General features: G+C 65.8%; 13 protein-coding genes and 1 tRNA gene. 3 read left to right on the top strand and 11 right to left on the bottom strand.

The genetic code is table 11. From position 1 onward, the window contains the following. Window positions 1-40 precede the first annotated feature (40 nt). From AC3WJR_RS11925 to epsC, 5 genes are all read right to left on the bottom strand, one after another. Window positions 41-1051 carry a cell wall hydrolase gene (locus tag AC3WJR_RS11925; RefSeq protein WP_492725240.1) on the bottom strand — a complete coding sequence of 337 codons (1011 nt, stop codon included), beginning with the start codon at window positions 1049-1051 and terminating at the stop codon, window positions 41-43. Window positions 1052-1133: 82 nt separating this feature from the next. After that, entirely contained in the window at window positions 1134-3620 is a 2487-nt protein-coding gene (locus AC3WJR_RS11920) for a TonB-dependent receptor plug domain-containing protein (protein ID WP_492725238.1), read from the bottom strand. 204 nt (window positions 3621-3824) lie between these two features. Then, window positions 3825-4088 (bottom strand): hypothetical protein, encoded by a 264-nt coding sequence (locus tag AC3WJR_RS11915; RefSeq protein ID WP_492725236.1) that lies wholly within the window; start codon window positions 4086-4088, stop codon window positions 3825-3827. Beyond that, window positions 4085-4870, bottom strand: coding sequence for a gamma-glutamyl-gamma-aminobutyrate hydrolase family protein (locus tag AC3WJR_RS11910; RefSeq protein ID WP_492725234.1), 786 nt, complete (start codon window positions 4868-4870; stop codon window positions 4085-4087). The genes AC3WJR_RS11915 and AC3WJR_RS11910 overlap by 4 nt, the downstream gene beginning before the upstream one ends. Beyond that, the gene (epsC, locus tag AC3WJR_RS11905) at window positions 4867-5844 is read right to left on the bottom strand and encodes a serine O-acetyltransferase EpsC (protein ID WP_492725232.1); all 978 of its coding nucleotides are present in this window, start codon (window positions 5842-5844) and stop codon (window positions 4867-4869) included. Before epsC ends, AC3WJR_RS11910 begins: the two co-directional genes overlap by 4 nt. A gap of 165 nt (window positions 5845-6009) precedes the next feature. Between epsC and AC3WJR_RS11900 the strand changes: the two genes are divergently transcribed. Beyond that, complete coding sequence (locus tag AC3WJR_RS11900; protein ID WP_492725230.1) at window positions 6010-7341, top strand: dicarboxylate/amino acid:cation symporter; 1332 nt, start codon at window positions 6010-6012, stop codon at window positions 7339-7341. Window positions 7342-7396: 55 nt separating this feature from the next. Here AC3WJR_RS11900 and AC3WJR_RS11895 read toward each other — a convergent pair whose 3' ends face one another. Together AC3WJR_RS11895 and AC3WJR_RS11890 are read right to left on the bottom strand one after the other, a co-directional pair. Further along, complete coding sequence (locus AC3WJR_RS11895; protein ID WP_492725228.1) at window positions 7397-8014, bottom strand: PEPxxWA-CTERM sorting domain-containing protein; 618 nt, start codon at window positions 8012-8014, stop codon at window positions 7397-7399. A gap of 535 nt (window positions 8015-8549) precedes the next feature. Beyond that, window positions 8550-8640, bottom strand: a tRNA-Ser gene (locus AC3WJR_RS11890). 122 nt (window positions 8641-8762) lie between these two features. Here AC3WJR_RS11890 and AC3WJR_RS11885 point away from each other — a divergent pair. Beyond that, window positions 8763-9665, top strand: a complete 903-nt coding sequence (locus AC3WJR_RS11885; protein ID WP_492725226.1) for a peptidylprolyl isomerase — start codon at window positions 8763-8765, stop codon at window positions 9663-9665. A gap of 15 nt (window positions 9666-9680) precedes the next feature. Here the strand turns inward: AC3WJR_RS11885 and AC3WJR_RS11880 are convergent, their stop codons facing one another. From AC3WJR_RS11880 to AC3WJR_RS11865, 4 genes are read right to left on the bottom strand one after another with little or no spacing between them, the layout of a single operon-like run. Then, entirely contained in the window at window positions 9681-10283 is a 603-nt protein-coding gene (locus tag AC3WJR_RS11880) for an ABC-type transport auxiliary lipoprotein family protein (RefSeq protein WP_354281792.1), read from the bottom strand. Further along, window positions 10280-11251 carry an MlaD family protein gene (locus AC3WJR_RS11875; protein WP_354281794.1) on the bottom strand — a complete coding sequence of 324 codons (972 nt, stop codon included), beginning with the start codon at window positions 11249-11251 and terminating at the stop codon, window positions 10280-10282. The genes AC3WJR_RS11880 and AC3WJR_RS11875 overlap by 4 nt, the downstream gene beginning before the upstream one ends. A gap of 3 nt (window positions 11252-11254) precedes the next feature. Continuing rightward, window positions 11255-12088 (bottom strand): ABC transporter ATP-binding protein, encoded by an 834-nt coding sequence (locus AC3WJR_RS11870; RefSeq protein ID WP_354281795.1) that lies wholly within the window; start codon window positions 12086-12088, stop codon window positions 11255-11257. After that, a complete protein-coding gene (locus AC3WJR_RS11865) occupies window positions 12088-13185 on the bottom strand; it encodes an ABC transporter permease (RefSeq protein ID WP_354281797.1) in 1098 nt (365 codons plus the stop codon). The genes AC3WJR_RS11870 and AC3WJR_RS11865 overlap by 1 nt, the downstream gene beginning before the upstream one ends. Before the next feature lie 62 nt (window positions 13186-13247). On the opposite strand from AC3WJR_RS11865, the gene AC3WJR_RS11860 reads away from it, so the two are divergent. Continuing rightward, window positions 13248-13919 carry an HAD family hydrolase gene (locus AC3WJR_RS11860; RefSeq protein WP_492725222.1) on the top strand — a complete coding sequence of 224 codons (672 nt, stop codon included), beginning with the start codon at window positions 13248-13250 and terminating at the stop codon, window positions 13917-13919. Window positions 13920-13928 lie beyond the last annotated feature (9 nt).

The raw sequence follows: 13928 nt of genomic DNA, 5'->3' as shown, positions 1-13928 counted from the left end.
CGCCCGGCAATGGCTGACCCGCAGGATCGATGCGATTCCCTTACTGCGTAGGAATCGCCAGCGCCGGCGGTGTGCGGCGGGGAAGGGGGAAGTAGACGACCGGTGACGAGCGCGGGGATGGCGTGGCGCGCGGGACGACTGCTTCGCCGGGGGGAGTCGTGCCGTGCAACGGGCTTTCCGGCGCGGCGATCGTCGTCACGGTCGGGGATGTCGCGGCGGAAGGGATCGGACCCGCGCCGGAAGCCGGATCGACCGGACGGGTGGCAGGCTCGGGCGATATGCTGGCGATCGGCGTCGGATCGGTGGCCAGCGAATATGTCGTCGGATAGCCGCCATAGGGCCGGGGCGGACGATAGAAGACGTGATGTCCGATGATCGCGACCTTGGCCAATTCCCCCGCCCAGCGCGGCACGATCCATACCGAGTGATAATGCGTCGCCTGTCCCGCCGTCGGTGAGACCACGCCGTTCAGCGCGGCATCGGCAACCGCCCGCGCACGTGCTAGTCCTGCCGCCGCCGGTCGCCGGGCCAGCGATCCGTCGCAGGCGAAGGTGAACTGGCACCCGGTCGGGCGTTCCGCGCCTTGATAGACCACGCCGCAGACCGTCTTGGGGTAATGCGGGTTCCGCACCCGGTTGAGCACGACTTGCGCCACGGCGCGCTGGCCCGACGGCGGTTCGCCGTTCGCTTCATAATAGATCGCGGTCGCAAGACAGGTCGCCGCCGCGCTGCGATCCGTCGCGGACAGGGTGGTGGCGACGAACGGCGGGGGCATCGGATTGACCGGGGTCAACGCGCGCGCGTAGTTTTCGGCAAGCGCCTGCACCGGTCCCAGCGCTTGCTTCTGTTGCGGCAGATACGTCTCGAGCGGCAGATCGTCGGGTGCCGCCGATACATCCACACCATCCGATGGTCGCGCCGGGACGTCGCCGATCGCCAGCGCATCCGGGCGATCGGCGATCGCGAGATAGACGAGCGCCGCTGCCGCACCGGACAGGCACAGCAGCGCGGCGCCGAGGTAGAGCATCGACAGGCGAACCGGCGCGATCATTCTGTGTGAATCATACCAGTCGCGTAACGATGTCAATCGAAACGCGCCCGGCCCGGCGTGCCCTCGTACCGAGCGTGGGGTGTTACCAGTTCAGCCCGACGCGTCCGTAAACATAGCGGCCATTGAACCCGAACGGCGAGTAATAGGGAAACGCGACCAGACCGCTGCCGTTGAGCACTGTCCCGCGCGACGACGCCAGCCGGACGAAGTCGGGATAGGTATCGAGCAGGTTGTTCGCCCCCACCGCGAGGTTGAGGTTGCGCATTACCTTGTAGCGCAGCTCGAGGTCGAAGATCGTGTGGCGGCCGGTGTGGATGTCGTCCGCCGCGAAGCCGGTGCTGCTCGGCTGGTTGACGTCGCCGTAATAAGACGCGCGCGCGGTCGCGCCGAGCTGGTCGAGCGACCAGTCGATCGTGCCGACGACCTTCTCGCGCGGGGTGCCCTGTTCGAACGAGACGATCCGCTGGCGGCTGAAGATCGGGAGCGTGGTCGTCCCCGCCGACGACGTGATCGTCGCCGCGGCGGGCGCGCGCGTGACCTTGATGTCGTTGATGTTGGTCGCGGCGGTCAGGTCGAACGTGCCTGCCGCCCCGGTCGCCTTGCGGTAATGCGCGACCACGTCGATCCCCTTGGTGGTCGAGCGGATGCCGTTGAGGAAATAGCGCCCCGCCGTCACCGCGGTGATCCCCTCGTCGCGCAAGCGCCCGATCACGACCCCGCCGCTGAGGTTTTCGGACAAAGCGATCTGGTCGCGGATCTTGATGTGATACGCATCGACCGACAGATCGAACCCGCCCGAACGCACCACGAACCCGGCGGACAGGTTGCGCGCGCGCTCCGGCTTCAACGCCTGGCCGCCGAGCGCGAGGCCGACCGGACTGGTCGAGGGGAACAGCCCGGTTTCGACGATGACGCCGCTCGTCAGGACCGACGAGGTGGTGGTGAAGAACTGCTGCTGGAGCGACGGCGCGCGGAAGCCGGTCGAGGCAGTGCCGCGCAGCGCGAACCAGGGCGTGAAATCATAGCGCGCGGTCAGCTTGCCGGTCGCGGTCTCGCCAAAGTCGGAATAGCTTTCCCCGCGCACTGCCGCGCCGAGCGTCAGCCCGTCGATCGGCTTGGCTTCGAGGTCGACATAGCCCGAGACGTTGTCGCGATGTTCGTTGACGACGTTGGAGGGCTGGAAGCCCGGGAACCCTTGCGCGCCCGAGCCGAGCGCACTGCTCGCGCCGGGGGCACGGTTGTACGAGGTCGGCTCGCCCGCGCCGATCTTCAAGCCTTCGCGGCGATATTCAAGACCCCAGGCGATGTTGATCGTGCCCGCGCCGAGCGGTTGCTCGCGCGAGACGTCGATCCCGCCGACGAGCTGGTCGTAGGTCAGCTTGCCGTCGTAGAAATTGGTCTGCGATGCCGCGCCATAGGTGGAGTTGCCCGAGTTTTGGGTCGCGAAGTTCAGCTGGTTGCGCCCGTAGGACACATTGAAGTCGACCTTCCAGCCGGACAGTTCGCCACGGATCCCGCCGGTCGCGGTCAGATCGTTCGAGACGACGTTGATCAGCGGGGTGAACCCGTCGGGATACAGGCTGGCGAGCGCGGCGGCGTTGGCGTTGTTGTCGGTGCCGCCGTTGACGCGCGGAGTCGCGGCGCTTGTGCTGTCGCGATACTGGTATCCGCCGAAGCCGTAGAGCGTCCAGCCGGTGTCGCCGAGCGGTTTCCCTGCGTTGATATAGCCGCTGTACTGCTGGACGTCCGGGTCGCCGTAGCGCGAGCGGATGCGGACGGGAGTCTTGCGCGGGTCGAAGTCGCCACGGCTGGTCGGGTTGCGGTCGAGATATTCGCCAGACACGGTCAGGAACCCGTCCGACCCGAGCCCAATGCCCTGCCAGCCTGCGACCGTGACGGTCTCGCCGTCACGCTCGTTGCGGTTGCCGCGCGCGGTGATCACGTCGGTGATGTACTGGCCGTAGGTCACGGTCGCGCCGCCGCCGTGCCGCGCTTCGCGCAAGCGAAGGTTGACGACACCCGCGATCGCGTCCGAGCCATATTGCGCCGCCGCGCCATCGCGCAGCACTTCGATCCGGTCGAGTGCGACCGAGGGGATGGTGTTGAGATCGACCGCCGCGGCACCACGCCCGACCGACCCGTTGGTGTTGATGAGCGCCGAGGTATGCGCGCGCACGCCGTTGATGAGCACCAGCGTCTGGTCCGGCGACAGGCCGCGCAGCGTCGCTGGGCGGACGGAATCGGTGCCGTCGACGGCGGACGAGCGCGGGAAATCGATCGACGGGACGACCGCCGCAAGCGCGCTGGCGAGTTCGGTCGTGCCCTGCCGCTGGAGCGTGGCGGCGCTGAGCACGTCGACGGGTGCCGCGCTGTCAAGCCGCGAGCGCCCGATCGTGCGCGTGCCGGTGACGACGATGTCGGTCGGCTCGGCGGGGGCGTCCGGCGTGCTGGCTGCTGCCGCGTCGGTGGCATCCGCGGGTGCTGTCGCGACTTGCGCTTGTGCGTTGGTCGAAACCGCCAGCGCGAGCGTCGAAACGGCAACGGCGAACAGCGCCCGGTGGGTGATCATGAAAGCGGTCCCTTTGGAATATCCATGCGGGCGCAGTATGCTGGCCCACGTTTATGACGGCCCCGTGGCAGATCGCTACGGATTGCGACGCAAAGAAATCCCATGCGGCCATCTCGAAAAAATTGGCCCGGCACGCTGGGTGCCAGGCCAAGGGGACGCGGGAGCTTACCCAGCGTGTTGGGATCGACCCGTCGGGTCGAAAGGCTATTGCGCGTTGCCGACACCGTCAGCGGTGTTGAGCGTGGCGGAATCGTTGGCCACCGTCAGATCGTTGCCGACGGCGTCTACCGCGGTGGCGTTTTCGTCAGTCGCCGCCGGGTCGTTCGGCACGGTTTCGTTGATGACCACGGTGTTGGCCGCTTCGTCCTGCTTGGCGCAGGCGGAGATCGTGAGCGCGGTGGTGGCGAGCGCCGCCGCGGTGAGAACAGTTTTCAGCATCATTACCCTTTCGTGGTGGTGAACCGTCATCGTGCCGCCGCCGCGGTGCGCAGCGACTGGCCGATCAAACCGAAGAACGCGCGGCTTTCGGCGGAACGATCGGCATCCCATTCGGGGTGCCACTGGACGCCCAGCACGTCCGCACCGCACGGGCGCGCACGGACCGCCTCGATCAGCCCGTCGTCCGCGGCAATCGCCTCGATCGCGAGACCGTTACCGAGCCGGTCGATCCCCTGTTCGTGGACCGAATTGACGCGCATCCGCCGCCGCCCGGTCGACTCCGCGAGCAATCCGCCAGCGCCGAGCTCGACATCGTGGCAATGTCCGAACAGGTCCTGATAACATCCGTCCCAAGACCCGCGATGATGGCGTTCCGCGCAGGTCGCGGCGGACAGCGTTCCGCCGAACAGCACGTTGATTTCCTGTAAACCTCTGCAGATGCCGAACACCGGTTTGCCCGCCTCGATCATGCCCCCCGCGAGTGCGAGCGCCACCGCGTCGCGGTCGGGATCGCAGCGCTGGCCCGCTGGCAAAGGCGCACCGCCATAGCAATCGGGCGCAACGTTGGAGCGCGACCCCGTCAGCAGCAATCCGTCAAGCAACAGCGTAAGCGCGGCGATGTTGGCGTCGTCGCGGACGGCGGGGACAAGCACCACCGCAGCTTCCGAATATTGCGACAAGGGCGTGATGAAGCGCGTGGCGACTGCCTGCACCGGGCGTGCGCTCGTCTCATTACAGCACAAGACGCCGATCACCGGGCGGGCGGTCCGGCCCGGCGGGGTCGCGGACTTCCGGAAGCGCGCGTCGATCATTGCGTCGCTGCCCGCTGGAGCACGTCACGCAGGTCGAGCCCGGCGGCATCATTGAGGCGGATCGCTTCGGGCTGCACGACGACGCTGTCCGCGGGCACGTCCGACAACAGCCAGACGTTGCCGCCGATGGTCGACCGTGCGCCGATCTCCACACGGCCGAGGATCGTCGTCCCGGCATAGATCACCACGTCGTCCCCGATGATCGGATGTCGTGCATGGCGCTCGCGCACGTCGTCACGGGTCAGCCCGACCGGGCTTCGCGCGCCGAGCGTGACGTGCTGGTACAGCCGCACCCGCGCGCCGACGATCGCGGTTTCGCCGATCACCACGCCGGTGCCGTGGTCGATGAAGAAGCTCTCGCCAATCGTCGCGCCGGGGTGGATGTCGATCCCGGTATGCTCGTTGGCGATCTCGGAGATGACGCGCGCGACGATCGGTGCGCCGAGATTGTGGAGCTCGTGCGCGATCCGGTGGTGCAGGCTAGCAATCGCGCCGGGATAGCAGACGAGGATTTCGTCGACGCTGCGCGCGGCAGGGTCGCCGAGGAACGCGGCGTCCACGTCGCTGTCGACCAGGCGGCGGATGTCGCCCAGCGTCGCGGTGAACAGCCGGGTGATCGTCGCAGCATGATCTGGGTCGAACGGTCCTGCCTCATGTTGCCAATAGCCGAGTTCGGCGCCGATCTCGCGTTCGAGTTCGGTCAGCGCGGCGAGCAGACGCGCGACGACGAACTGGTCCTCCTCCAGCGCAGACCCGCGGAAATGCCCGAGACGCCGCGGATACAGTGTCGCCGACAGCAACGCGACGACCTGTTCCAGCGCGCTGCGCGACGGAAAGCTCGCGACGTCGCGGGCCTCGTCCTGGCGACTGCGCCACGCATCGCGCGCCGCGCGCAGATCCGCGACCGCCGCATAAACGGGAGACGGTGGGGTGGTGGGGTGCGGGTGCTTGGCGAAAGCGGCGTGGGTCGTCATCGGAACCTCCAGCCCCGATCATATCCCACTACGGTGGTATGATATGAAAGAATTGCTTCGGTTGGCGCAAGCATGCCTTTGCGGACGTTACGGCCGGCTTGGTCCACAAGGATCGCGTCCTGCGCGCCCGCGCGACGGGACGTCTTACGCAATCGGAGTTCGTCCATGTCCTTATCCGCGCCGGCTTCGCGCCCCGCCTTGCGCCTGCCGTTTGGCGCGCAAGTCTTGCTTGGCATGGCGATCGGCCTTGCGCTGGGCTTTGCCGGACGCGCGTTCGACGGACCCTCGGCGGCGATCCTCGGGGAAGCGTTGCACACCACCGGGCAGATCTTCGTGCAGTTGCTCAAGGCGCTCGTCCCGCCATTGGTGTTCACCGCGATCGTCGCGTCGATCGCGGCGCTGCGTGATCTCGAGAATGCCGCGAAGCTGGTGGTGCAGACGCTGTTGTGGTTCGCGCTGACCGCGCTGATCGCGGTGACGATCGGGATCGTGCTCGGTCTGGTGATCGAACCGGGGCTCCACGCCGGGATCGACCGCACCGCCGCCAAGCTGCCGTCGAGCAGCGGATCGTGGCTCGATTTCCTGAAGGGCCTGGTGCCCGCCAATGTCTTCGGGATCGGCGCGTCGACCACGATTGAGGACGGCGTGGCGAAGACCTCGGTGTCGTTCAACGTGCTCCAGATCATCGTCGCGGCGATCGCGATCGGCGCGGCGGCGGTGCGCAGCGGTGAGGGCGGGGCGGGGTTCCTCGCGTTCAACGCCTCCGCGCTCGTCGTCTTCCGTCGGCTGCTGCGCTGGGTGATCGCGCTGACGCCGATCGGTACCGCCGCGCTGATTGGCGATGCGGTGATCCGTTACGGCTGGAGTTCGCTGTCCGCACTCGGATCGTTCGCTGGCGCGGTGTACCTTGGGCTCGCGCTGGTGCTGTTCGTGGTTTATCCGCTGCTGCTGCTCGCGAACGGGCTCAGCCCGCTGCGCTTCTTCGGCCATGCTTGGCCCGCGATCCAGTTGGGGTTCGTTTCGCGATCGTCGGTCGGCACGCTGCCGATGACCGAGCAAGTGACCGAACACGGGCTCGGCGTGCCGCGCGCTTATGCCGCCTTCGCGGTGCCGCTCGGCGCGACCACCAAGATGGACGGCTGTGCGGCGATCTATCCCGCACTGTCGGCGATCTTCGTCGCGCAATTCTTCGGGTTGCAGCTGCACGCCTCGGACTACGGACTGATCGCGTTCGTCTCGGTGATCGGATCGGCGGCAACTGCGGGGCTGACCGGCGCGACCGTGATGCTGACGCTGACGCTGTCGACGCTGGGGCTGCCGCTGGAGGGGGCAGGGCTGTTGCTCGCGATCGACCCGATCCTCGACATGGGGCGCACCGCGGTCAATGTCGCGGGGCAGGCGCTGGTACCGACGATCGTCGCGAAGCGGGCAGGGATCCTCGATCTCACGGCATTCGGGCAGGATCGCGCCACGGTCCCGGCAGCCACGATCGCCTGACAAGCCCCGGAGCGTACACCCCTGCGCCTCTACTGCGGCGCAGGGGTGGCAGGTCTCAGGCGAGCGTCGTTTGGAGGGTCGGCGCTTGCCGCTTGCGGCGGCGGATGGCGGCACCCATCAGGCCGAACCCGCCGAGAAACATCGCCCATGTCCCCGGCTCGGGAACTGCGCCTGGCATCGGGGGCGGCAAAGCGCCGCCGTCTACCGAGACGGCGGACTTGACCAGCGTCAGGACCCAGCCGTCGTCCTCTGCGTCGATATCGACCTCGACGCGCAGCCCGTTCGCAATGTCGTCGAAGAACGTCGCGCCAAGTGTGAAGCTCGCGAACGAATAGGTATCGTCCAGGCCGGTCAGGTTTCCGATCCGCGTGCGAACACCATTGTCATAGGCATAGATGGTATCGATCTCGAACGGCGAGTCGACGTCGAACGCGCTGATGTTCAACGTCGCGGTGCTGAACGGCGTGGTGATCGGATTGTGCCGCCAGCCCCAGTCCTGATCCGCCTCGCGATAATAGGGTGCCGCGAACGGATCGACCCCGGCGGGCAGGAAAAAGCCCGTCGGTGCCTGAATCGTATCGGTAAAGGCGACGGCATTGGCCGTCGTCGCGCCAAGGGTCGTGGCGAGGGCCGCAACAGCCAGCCCGGATAAACAGCGGTAAAGCGTCTTCATGACAGAACATCCCCTGCTTGGCATGCCAAGATGTCGATGACGGACCGAGGTCTTGCGCATGCGAATGAACGGAGACGACGATCCGTCTCCGACCAACGCGAACGGGCAGCACAGGATGACAGTCTTCCCAGACGACACGCCAACGATGGCGATGGTTAACGAGCAAAAGCCATGCCAGACGCAGGTTGCGTCAGCCTTGGGACCGGTAGCAGAAAGGAGTCGTAAAGCAGGTCGACAGTCGGTTTTTCAGGTACCTAATACTAAAGTTTGAGAGAAATGGTCGAATCCTGCCAAAAGCTTCCTAAGTTGCTCCGTTGGTCTGAGCGGTTATTGATTTAAAAACAAACGGTTATTCAAAGATTGCCGATAAATTCTGATAATGTTTGGCAATTTGCGAAAAAGTGCTAACTGCTTGAATCGTTTGCTTTGATGTCAGCCGCCGATGGATAGAAACATTTCGTGACAATATGTCTGCCGATCCGACAGGTCCGGTAGTGTTGGCCCAAGACCCGGATGACGGCGAGGGGCGAACAAGTGGCGGAGCGGGAGGGATTCGAACCCTCGATACGCTTTTGACGTATACTCACTTTCCAGGCGAGCGCCTTCGACCACTCGGCCACCGCTCCGCATGTCCTGGACAGAAACGTGGCCCTAGAGCGTCGTCGGGCACTGTGCAAGCGTGCCGATACGGTGCGTGCAAATCAGGTGGGGATTGCATCATGGCAGACGCGCATGTCACGATGTCGAAATGACCATGATCCCGCTGCTCGTCTCGCTCCTAGCCGCTGCGCAGGCCGCGCCCGCCACTGCGCCGCCGAAGCAAACGGCGACACAGATCGCCGCGGCGGCACCCGCCGAGGCGTGGGGAGCGATCAAGCCCGAGGATCTGCTGCTGATCGATTTCGCCGACGGGCAGCGCAGCGTCATCTGGCTCGCACCCGAGTTTGCGCCCGTCCACGTCGCCAACATCCGCACCATCGTGCGCAGCGGCTGGTGGGGCGATGCTACGGTGTACCGCGTACAGGACAATTACGTCACGCAATGGGGCGATGCGACCGAAAAGAAGCCGCCCGCCGCCGGGATCACGATGCGGCCCCCGGCGGAATATGAGTGGGCGTGGGGCGCGCACGGTTCCGTCGTCGCCAATCCGTATAGCGACGCCTATGCGTCTCGCACAGGTTTCAGCACGAGCGGCTGGCCGCTGGCGGGGGACGGCAAGCGGCAGTGGCTGCCGCATTGCTACGGCATGGTCGGCGTCGCGCGCGATCTGGCGCCGGATACGGGGGCGGGCGGGGACCTGTACACCGTGATCGGCCATGCGCCGCGCCACCTCGACCGCAACATCGCTGTGGTGGGGCGCGTGATCGACGGAATGGGGGCGCTGTCGGCGTTGCCGCGCGGGACCGGCGGGGGGCTTGGGCTGTATGAGGACCCGAAGATGCGCGTGCCGATCAAGCGGATCGTTATCGCGGCGGATCTGCCGGCCGCCGAGCAGCTCGCCTATCAGTATCTGCGCCCAGGCACGCCCGCCTTTGCCGCCACGCTGGAAGCGCGCGCCAATCGCGGGCTGCCGTTCTTTACCGTCCCAGCGGGGACGGCGGACCTGTGCAACCTGATGGGCCCGGTACGGAAAGTCGTGCCAACCGGTTAAGGTGGCGGCGCTTCGTTACCGCCCGACCCAGTCCGCCACCTCGACCGCGACTTGATTGGCAGCGGTGTTGAGCGCTGCGCCAACTGGACCCGCCTCGACCTTGCTCACAGGCACGCGGACTTCGAAGCGGCGCTTCTCGACGACCTTGCCGGTGCTGCGGATCAACGAGCCGTCGAAGGCGACGACCGCCATGTTGGTGCCCGCATCCACGCCGAACGAGCGAAGTTCGCCCGAGAGAACCGCGCCCGGATCCGAGAAGGATTGCGCGCTGCTCAGCACGATCTTCCCGGTGCGCGGCGGGATCGTATCTGACAGCAGTCGCGCGAACATCCGCGACGGCGGCTCTACCCATTGCGCATTGGCGACATAGGCGATCGTCGTTGTGCTCGACTGCACCGGCACGCGCACGCCCGCCAGCGATTGGGCAACGGCGGGGACCTGGATCGTGATCGTCGGCGACGTGCTCGACGACTGCGTCTGGTTGACCGGCAGCGTGTTGGCGGAGGTCAGCGTCATCAGGAACGGCGGTGGCTTTGCAGCAAAGCTGATGCAGCCGGACAGCGACGCCAGCGCCGTCAGCGCGAGCAGCGATTTGGAGGTCGAACGGATCATGGTCACTGTCCCTTTCCGGGCTTGTAATCAGGCAGCTTCGATTGGCCGACCAGCGCTCCCGCACCACCGCGATCGACCTTTTCGGCGACCGAGGTCAACGCCATCGACATCTGGCGCAGGTCGTGGACGAGCTGACCGACTTCGGGGATCGTCTGCTTGGAGAAGGCCTGGAGCCCCGGGCGCGCATCACCGATCGCCGCATCGAGCGTCTCGGCACTGTGCTGTGCGGAAGCGATCGTCTTGTTGAGGTTCGCCATCACCGGCTTGACGTCGTCCTTCAGCACGCCGTTGGTCGTATCCGCGAGCTGTCCGATCTGCTGTGCGGCGACACCGGCCTTCTGGATCGCGACGCGCGTTTCCGCGAGCGTCGCCGCGATTTCAGGCCCGCGATCTGCCAGCGCCGCGCTCAGGCGGTTGGTGTTGGCAAGGATGCCCGCGATCGATTGCTGGTTCTTGTCCGACAGCATGTCCGACAGGCGCTCGGTCAGCGTCGAGATCCGCTCGAGCAGCTGTGGCGCGGAACTCAACAGCGCGCCGAGTCCGCCAGGCTTGGTCGGGATCGTCGGTACGCCGTTGGGGCAATCCGCGAGCGGATTCTCGGCCGGGCAGGTGATTGGCGGGGCACCCTTGACCGCGCCGTCGAGCTGGACCGTGCTGGTGCCGGTGAAGCTGCCCTGCAACGACGCGGTCGTGCCGATCAGGATCGGCGTGTCGGGATTGACGCTGATGCGGACGCGGACGAGCGAGGGATCGGGCTTCCACAGCGCGATCTCCTTCACCTGACCCGACACCACGCCTGAGAAGGCGACGCCAGATCCCTTCGCCAAACCGTCGACCGACTGTTTGAAGAAGATGTCATATTCCTTGTCGGTGGCGGTGCCCCAGCGGAGGATCCACACCAGGAACAGCAGCATCACCGTCAGCAGGATGAGCACGACCGATCCGACCAGCACATGGTTCGAGCGGGTTTCCATCAGCTATTGCCCTTCCGCTGCAGCGTCAGCATGTTCGTTGCGCTCGAGTGTCGCCGTCGCGGCGCGGCCGCGCGGTCCCTTGAAATATTCCTGGATCCACGGATGGTCCAGCGCGAGCAGTTCGTCGATCGTCCCGACCGCGATCACCTTCTTGTCCGCCAGCACCGCGATCCGGTCGCAGATAGCGTAGAGCGTGTCGAGATCGTGCGTGATGAGGAAGACAGTCAGGCCAAGCGTTTTCTGGAGCGAGCGCGTAAGCTCGTCGAACGCCGCAGCCCCGATCGGGTCGAGCCCTGCGGTCGGTTCGTCGAGGAACAGCAGCTCGGGGTCCATCGCCAGCGCACGCGACAGGCCAGCACGCTTGCGCATTCCGCCCGACAGTTCGGACGGAAACTTGGGGCCGGCGTCGGCTGGAAGGCCGCTCATCACCACCTTGTAGGCGGCAATTTCGTCGAGCAGGACAGGATCGAGCCCCGGATAGAATTCGCGCAGCGGGACCTGCACGTTTTCGGCAACCGTCAGCGTGGAGAACAGCGCGCCGCCCTGAAACAGCACCCCCCAGCGCTTGGTCAGGTCGGACAGTTCGGTCGTCTCACGATTGAGCGTGGATTCGCCAAAGACCTCGATCGACCCCGACTTTGGTGCCTGGAGTCCGATGATCGAGCGCATCAGCACCGATTTGCCGGTGCCCGACCCGCCAACGACCCCGATGATCTCGCCGCGGCGGACCGACAGATTGACCCCGTCGTGGACCAGCTGTTCGCCGAACCCGTTGACCAGATCGCGGACGACGATGACGTCGTCGTTCTCTTTGCCCTTGGCGTTACCGGTTTCCATTACGACCACCCGATCGAGGTGAAGAACACGGCGAAGAAGGCATCGAGCACGATGACGAGGAAAATCGCCTGAACCACTGCCGCGGTCGTGCGCGTGCCGACCTGTTCGGCATCGCCCTCGACCAGCATTCCCTGGAAGCAGCCTGCCATCGCAATGATCAACCCGAAGAACGGTGCCTTGATCAGCCCGACGTAGAGATCGGTGACGGGCACGACTTCGCGGATGCGCTGGACGAACGTCACGGGGGGAATGTCGAGCGAAACCCAGCACAACAATCCGCCGCCAACGATCGCGATGATCGAGGCGTACATGCCGAGCAACGGCATCATCACCACCGATGCGATGACGCGAGGGAGCACTAGTGCTTCCATCGGCGATACGCCGATCGTGCGCATCGCATCGATTTCCTCGGTCAGCTTCATGGTGCCCAATTGCGCGGCGAAGGCCGAGCCGGAGCGGCCAGCGACCATGATCGCGGTCATCAGTACGCCCAATTCGCGCAGCGTGATTCGCCCGACCAGGTTGATCGTGAACACTTCGAACCCGAATTGCTGCAACTGGACCGAGCCCTGTTGCGCGATGACGATTCCGATCAGGAAGCTCATCAGGCCAATGATTCCGAGCGCGGTCACGCCTACGACCTCGAACCGCTGAACCACCGCGTTGAAGCGGAACCGCTTCGGGTGAGTCGCGACATTCCAGAAGGCGATCAGCGTCGCACCGAAGAATCCGAGCAGGCCATAGAGCGTGTGCCCCGCCTGGACGACCGAATCGCCCAGTTCCCCGACGACTCGCTGGAAGCTGCCGACGGGGGCAGGGCGCATTGCAACCGGTTGGTCGGCGTTGGCGACCTGTTCGAGAAGATGTTCGCCGTCCGCGTCGAGCCCGATGATGTCGGCCTTGTGCTGCGCGGCGAAGCGGTGGACGATCCAGGCACCGACCGTATCGATCCGTTCCACCCCACTCAGGTCGATATGCGCGACCTTTTCGGTGGAGTCACGGAGGCGTTCGGGCAGGTCGCCAATCCGGGCAAGCACGAGGCTGCCGGTGAAGCGTACCGTGTCGCTGTCCTGGGAGAAGGCGGCCGTATCGGTCATGCGCGCCTTCCTTGCTGCAATCGGGGTGGATCGGCAAGCGTTGGTGTGGTTTGAACGCTGCCATGCACCATCTTGCCGTCTACGATATGGACAAAACGCTCACCTATGCACCGACCTGGACGCCGTTCCTGGTCGCCACCGCACGCGCGAATGCGCCGTGGCGGCTCGGCTTGTTCCCGATCGTGGCGGTTGCCGGGCTGGGCTATACACTTCGCCTGATGGGGCGGGCGCGGCTGAAGGAAATCGCGCAACGCCTGCTGCTTGGCGGCAACATGACCGAGGCCGCGGCGAAGCGCGCCGCGAGTCGCTTTGCTGCTACCGTCGCCGAATCGGGTATCTATGCCGGAGCGCGAGACCAGATTGCGGCGGACCGCGCAGCGGGCTACCGCATCGTCATGGCGACCGCGTCGTACGGCTTTTATGCCGAGGCGATTGGTGAGCAACTCGGGTTCGATGCGGTGATTGCGACCAACGTGGTCCGACAGAACGGCCGGGTTCGCGCCAGGATCGACGGGGAGAATTGCTACGGGCCCGCCAAGCTCCGCATGATCGAGGCGTGGATGGCGGAGCAGGGGATTGCCCGCGAGGACGCGGTGATCCGCTTCTATTCCGATCATGCCTCGGACGCGCCTGCGCTGGAGTGGGCGGACGTGGGGATTGCGGTGAACCCGCATCCGCCGCTTCGCGCGATGGCGGCATTGCGCGGCTGGGCGGTCGAGGACTGGACACGGTAGCGCCCCCGG

It is taken from the genome of Sphingomonas sp. FW306-05-A, from assembly GCF_058782275.1.
The sequence above is the reverse complement of the archived record's forward strand: the minus strand, read 5'-3'. Positions and strand labels throughout refer to the sequence as shown.

Bases quoted from the DNA above. Each gene is read 5' to 3' on its own strand.
- AC3WJR_RS11925 (WP_492725240.1), bottom strand. From the start codon at position 1,051: ATGATCGCGCCGGTTCGCCTGTCGATGCTCTACCTCGGCGCCGCGCTG.
- AC3WJR_RS11920 (WP_492725238.1), bottom strand. From the start codon at position 3,620: ATGATCACCCACCGGGCGCTGTTCGCCGTTGCCGTTTCGACGCTCGCG.
- AC3WJR_RS11915 (WP_492725236.1), bottom strand. From the start codon at position 4,088: ATGACGGTTCACCACCACGAAAGGGTAATGATGCTGAAAACTGTTCTC.
- AC3WJR_RS11910 (WP_492725234.1), bottom strand. From the start codon at position 4,870: ATGATCGACGCGCGCTTCCGGAAGTCCGCGACCCCGCCGGGCCGGACC.
- epsC (WP_492725232.1), bottom strand. From the start codon at position 5,844: ATGACGACCCACGCCGCTTTCGCCAAGCACCCGCACCCCACCACCCCA.
- AC3WJR_RS11900 (WP_492725230.1), top strand. From the start codon at position 6,010: ATGTCCTTATCCGCGCCGGCTTCGCGCCCCGCCTTGCGCCTGCCGTTT.
- AC3WJR_RS11895 (WP_492725228.1), bottom strand. From the start codon at position 8,014: ATGAAGACGCTTTACCGCTGTTTATCCGGGCTGGCTGTTGCGGCCCTC.
- AC3WJR_RS11885 (WP_492725226.1), top strand. From the start codon at position 8,763: ATGACCATGATCCCGCTGCTCGTCTCGCTCCTAGCCGCTGCGCAGGCC.
- AC3WJR_RS11875 (WP_354281794.1), bottom strand. From the start codon at position 11,251: ATGGAAACCCGCTCGAACCATGTGCTGGTCGGATCGGTCGTGCTCATC.
- AC3WJR_RS11870 (WP_354281795.1), bottom strand. From the start codon at position 12,088: ATGGAAACCGGTAACGCCAAGGGCAAAGAGAACGACGACGTCATCGTC.
- AC3WJR_RS11865 (WP_354281797.1), bottom strand. From the start codon at position 13,185: ATGACCGATACGGCCGCCTTCTCCCAGGACAGCGACACGGTACGCTTC.
- AC3WJR_RS11860 (WP_492725222.1), top strand. From the start codon at position 13,248: ATGCACCATCTTGCCGTCTACGATATGGACAAAACGCTCACCTATGCA.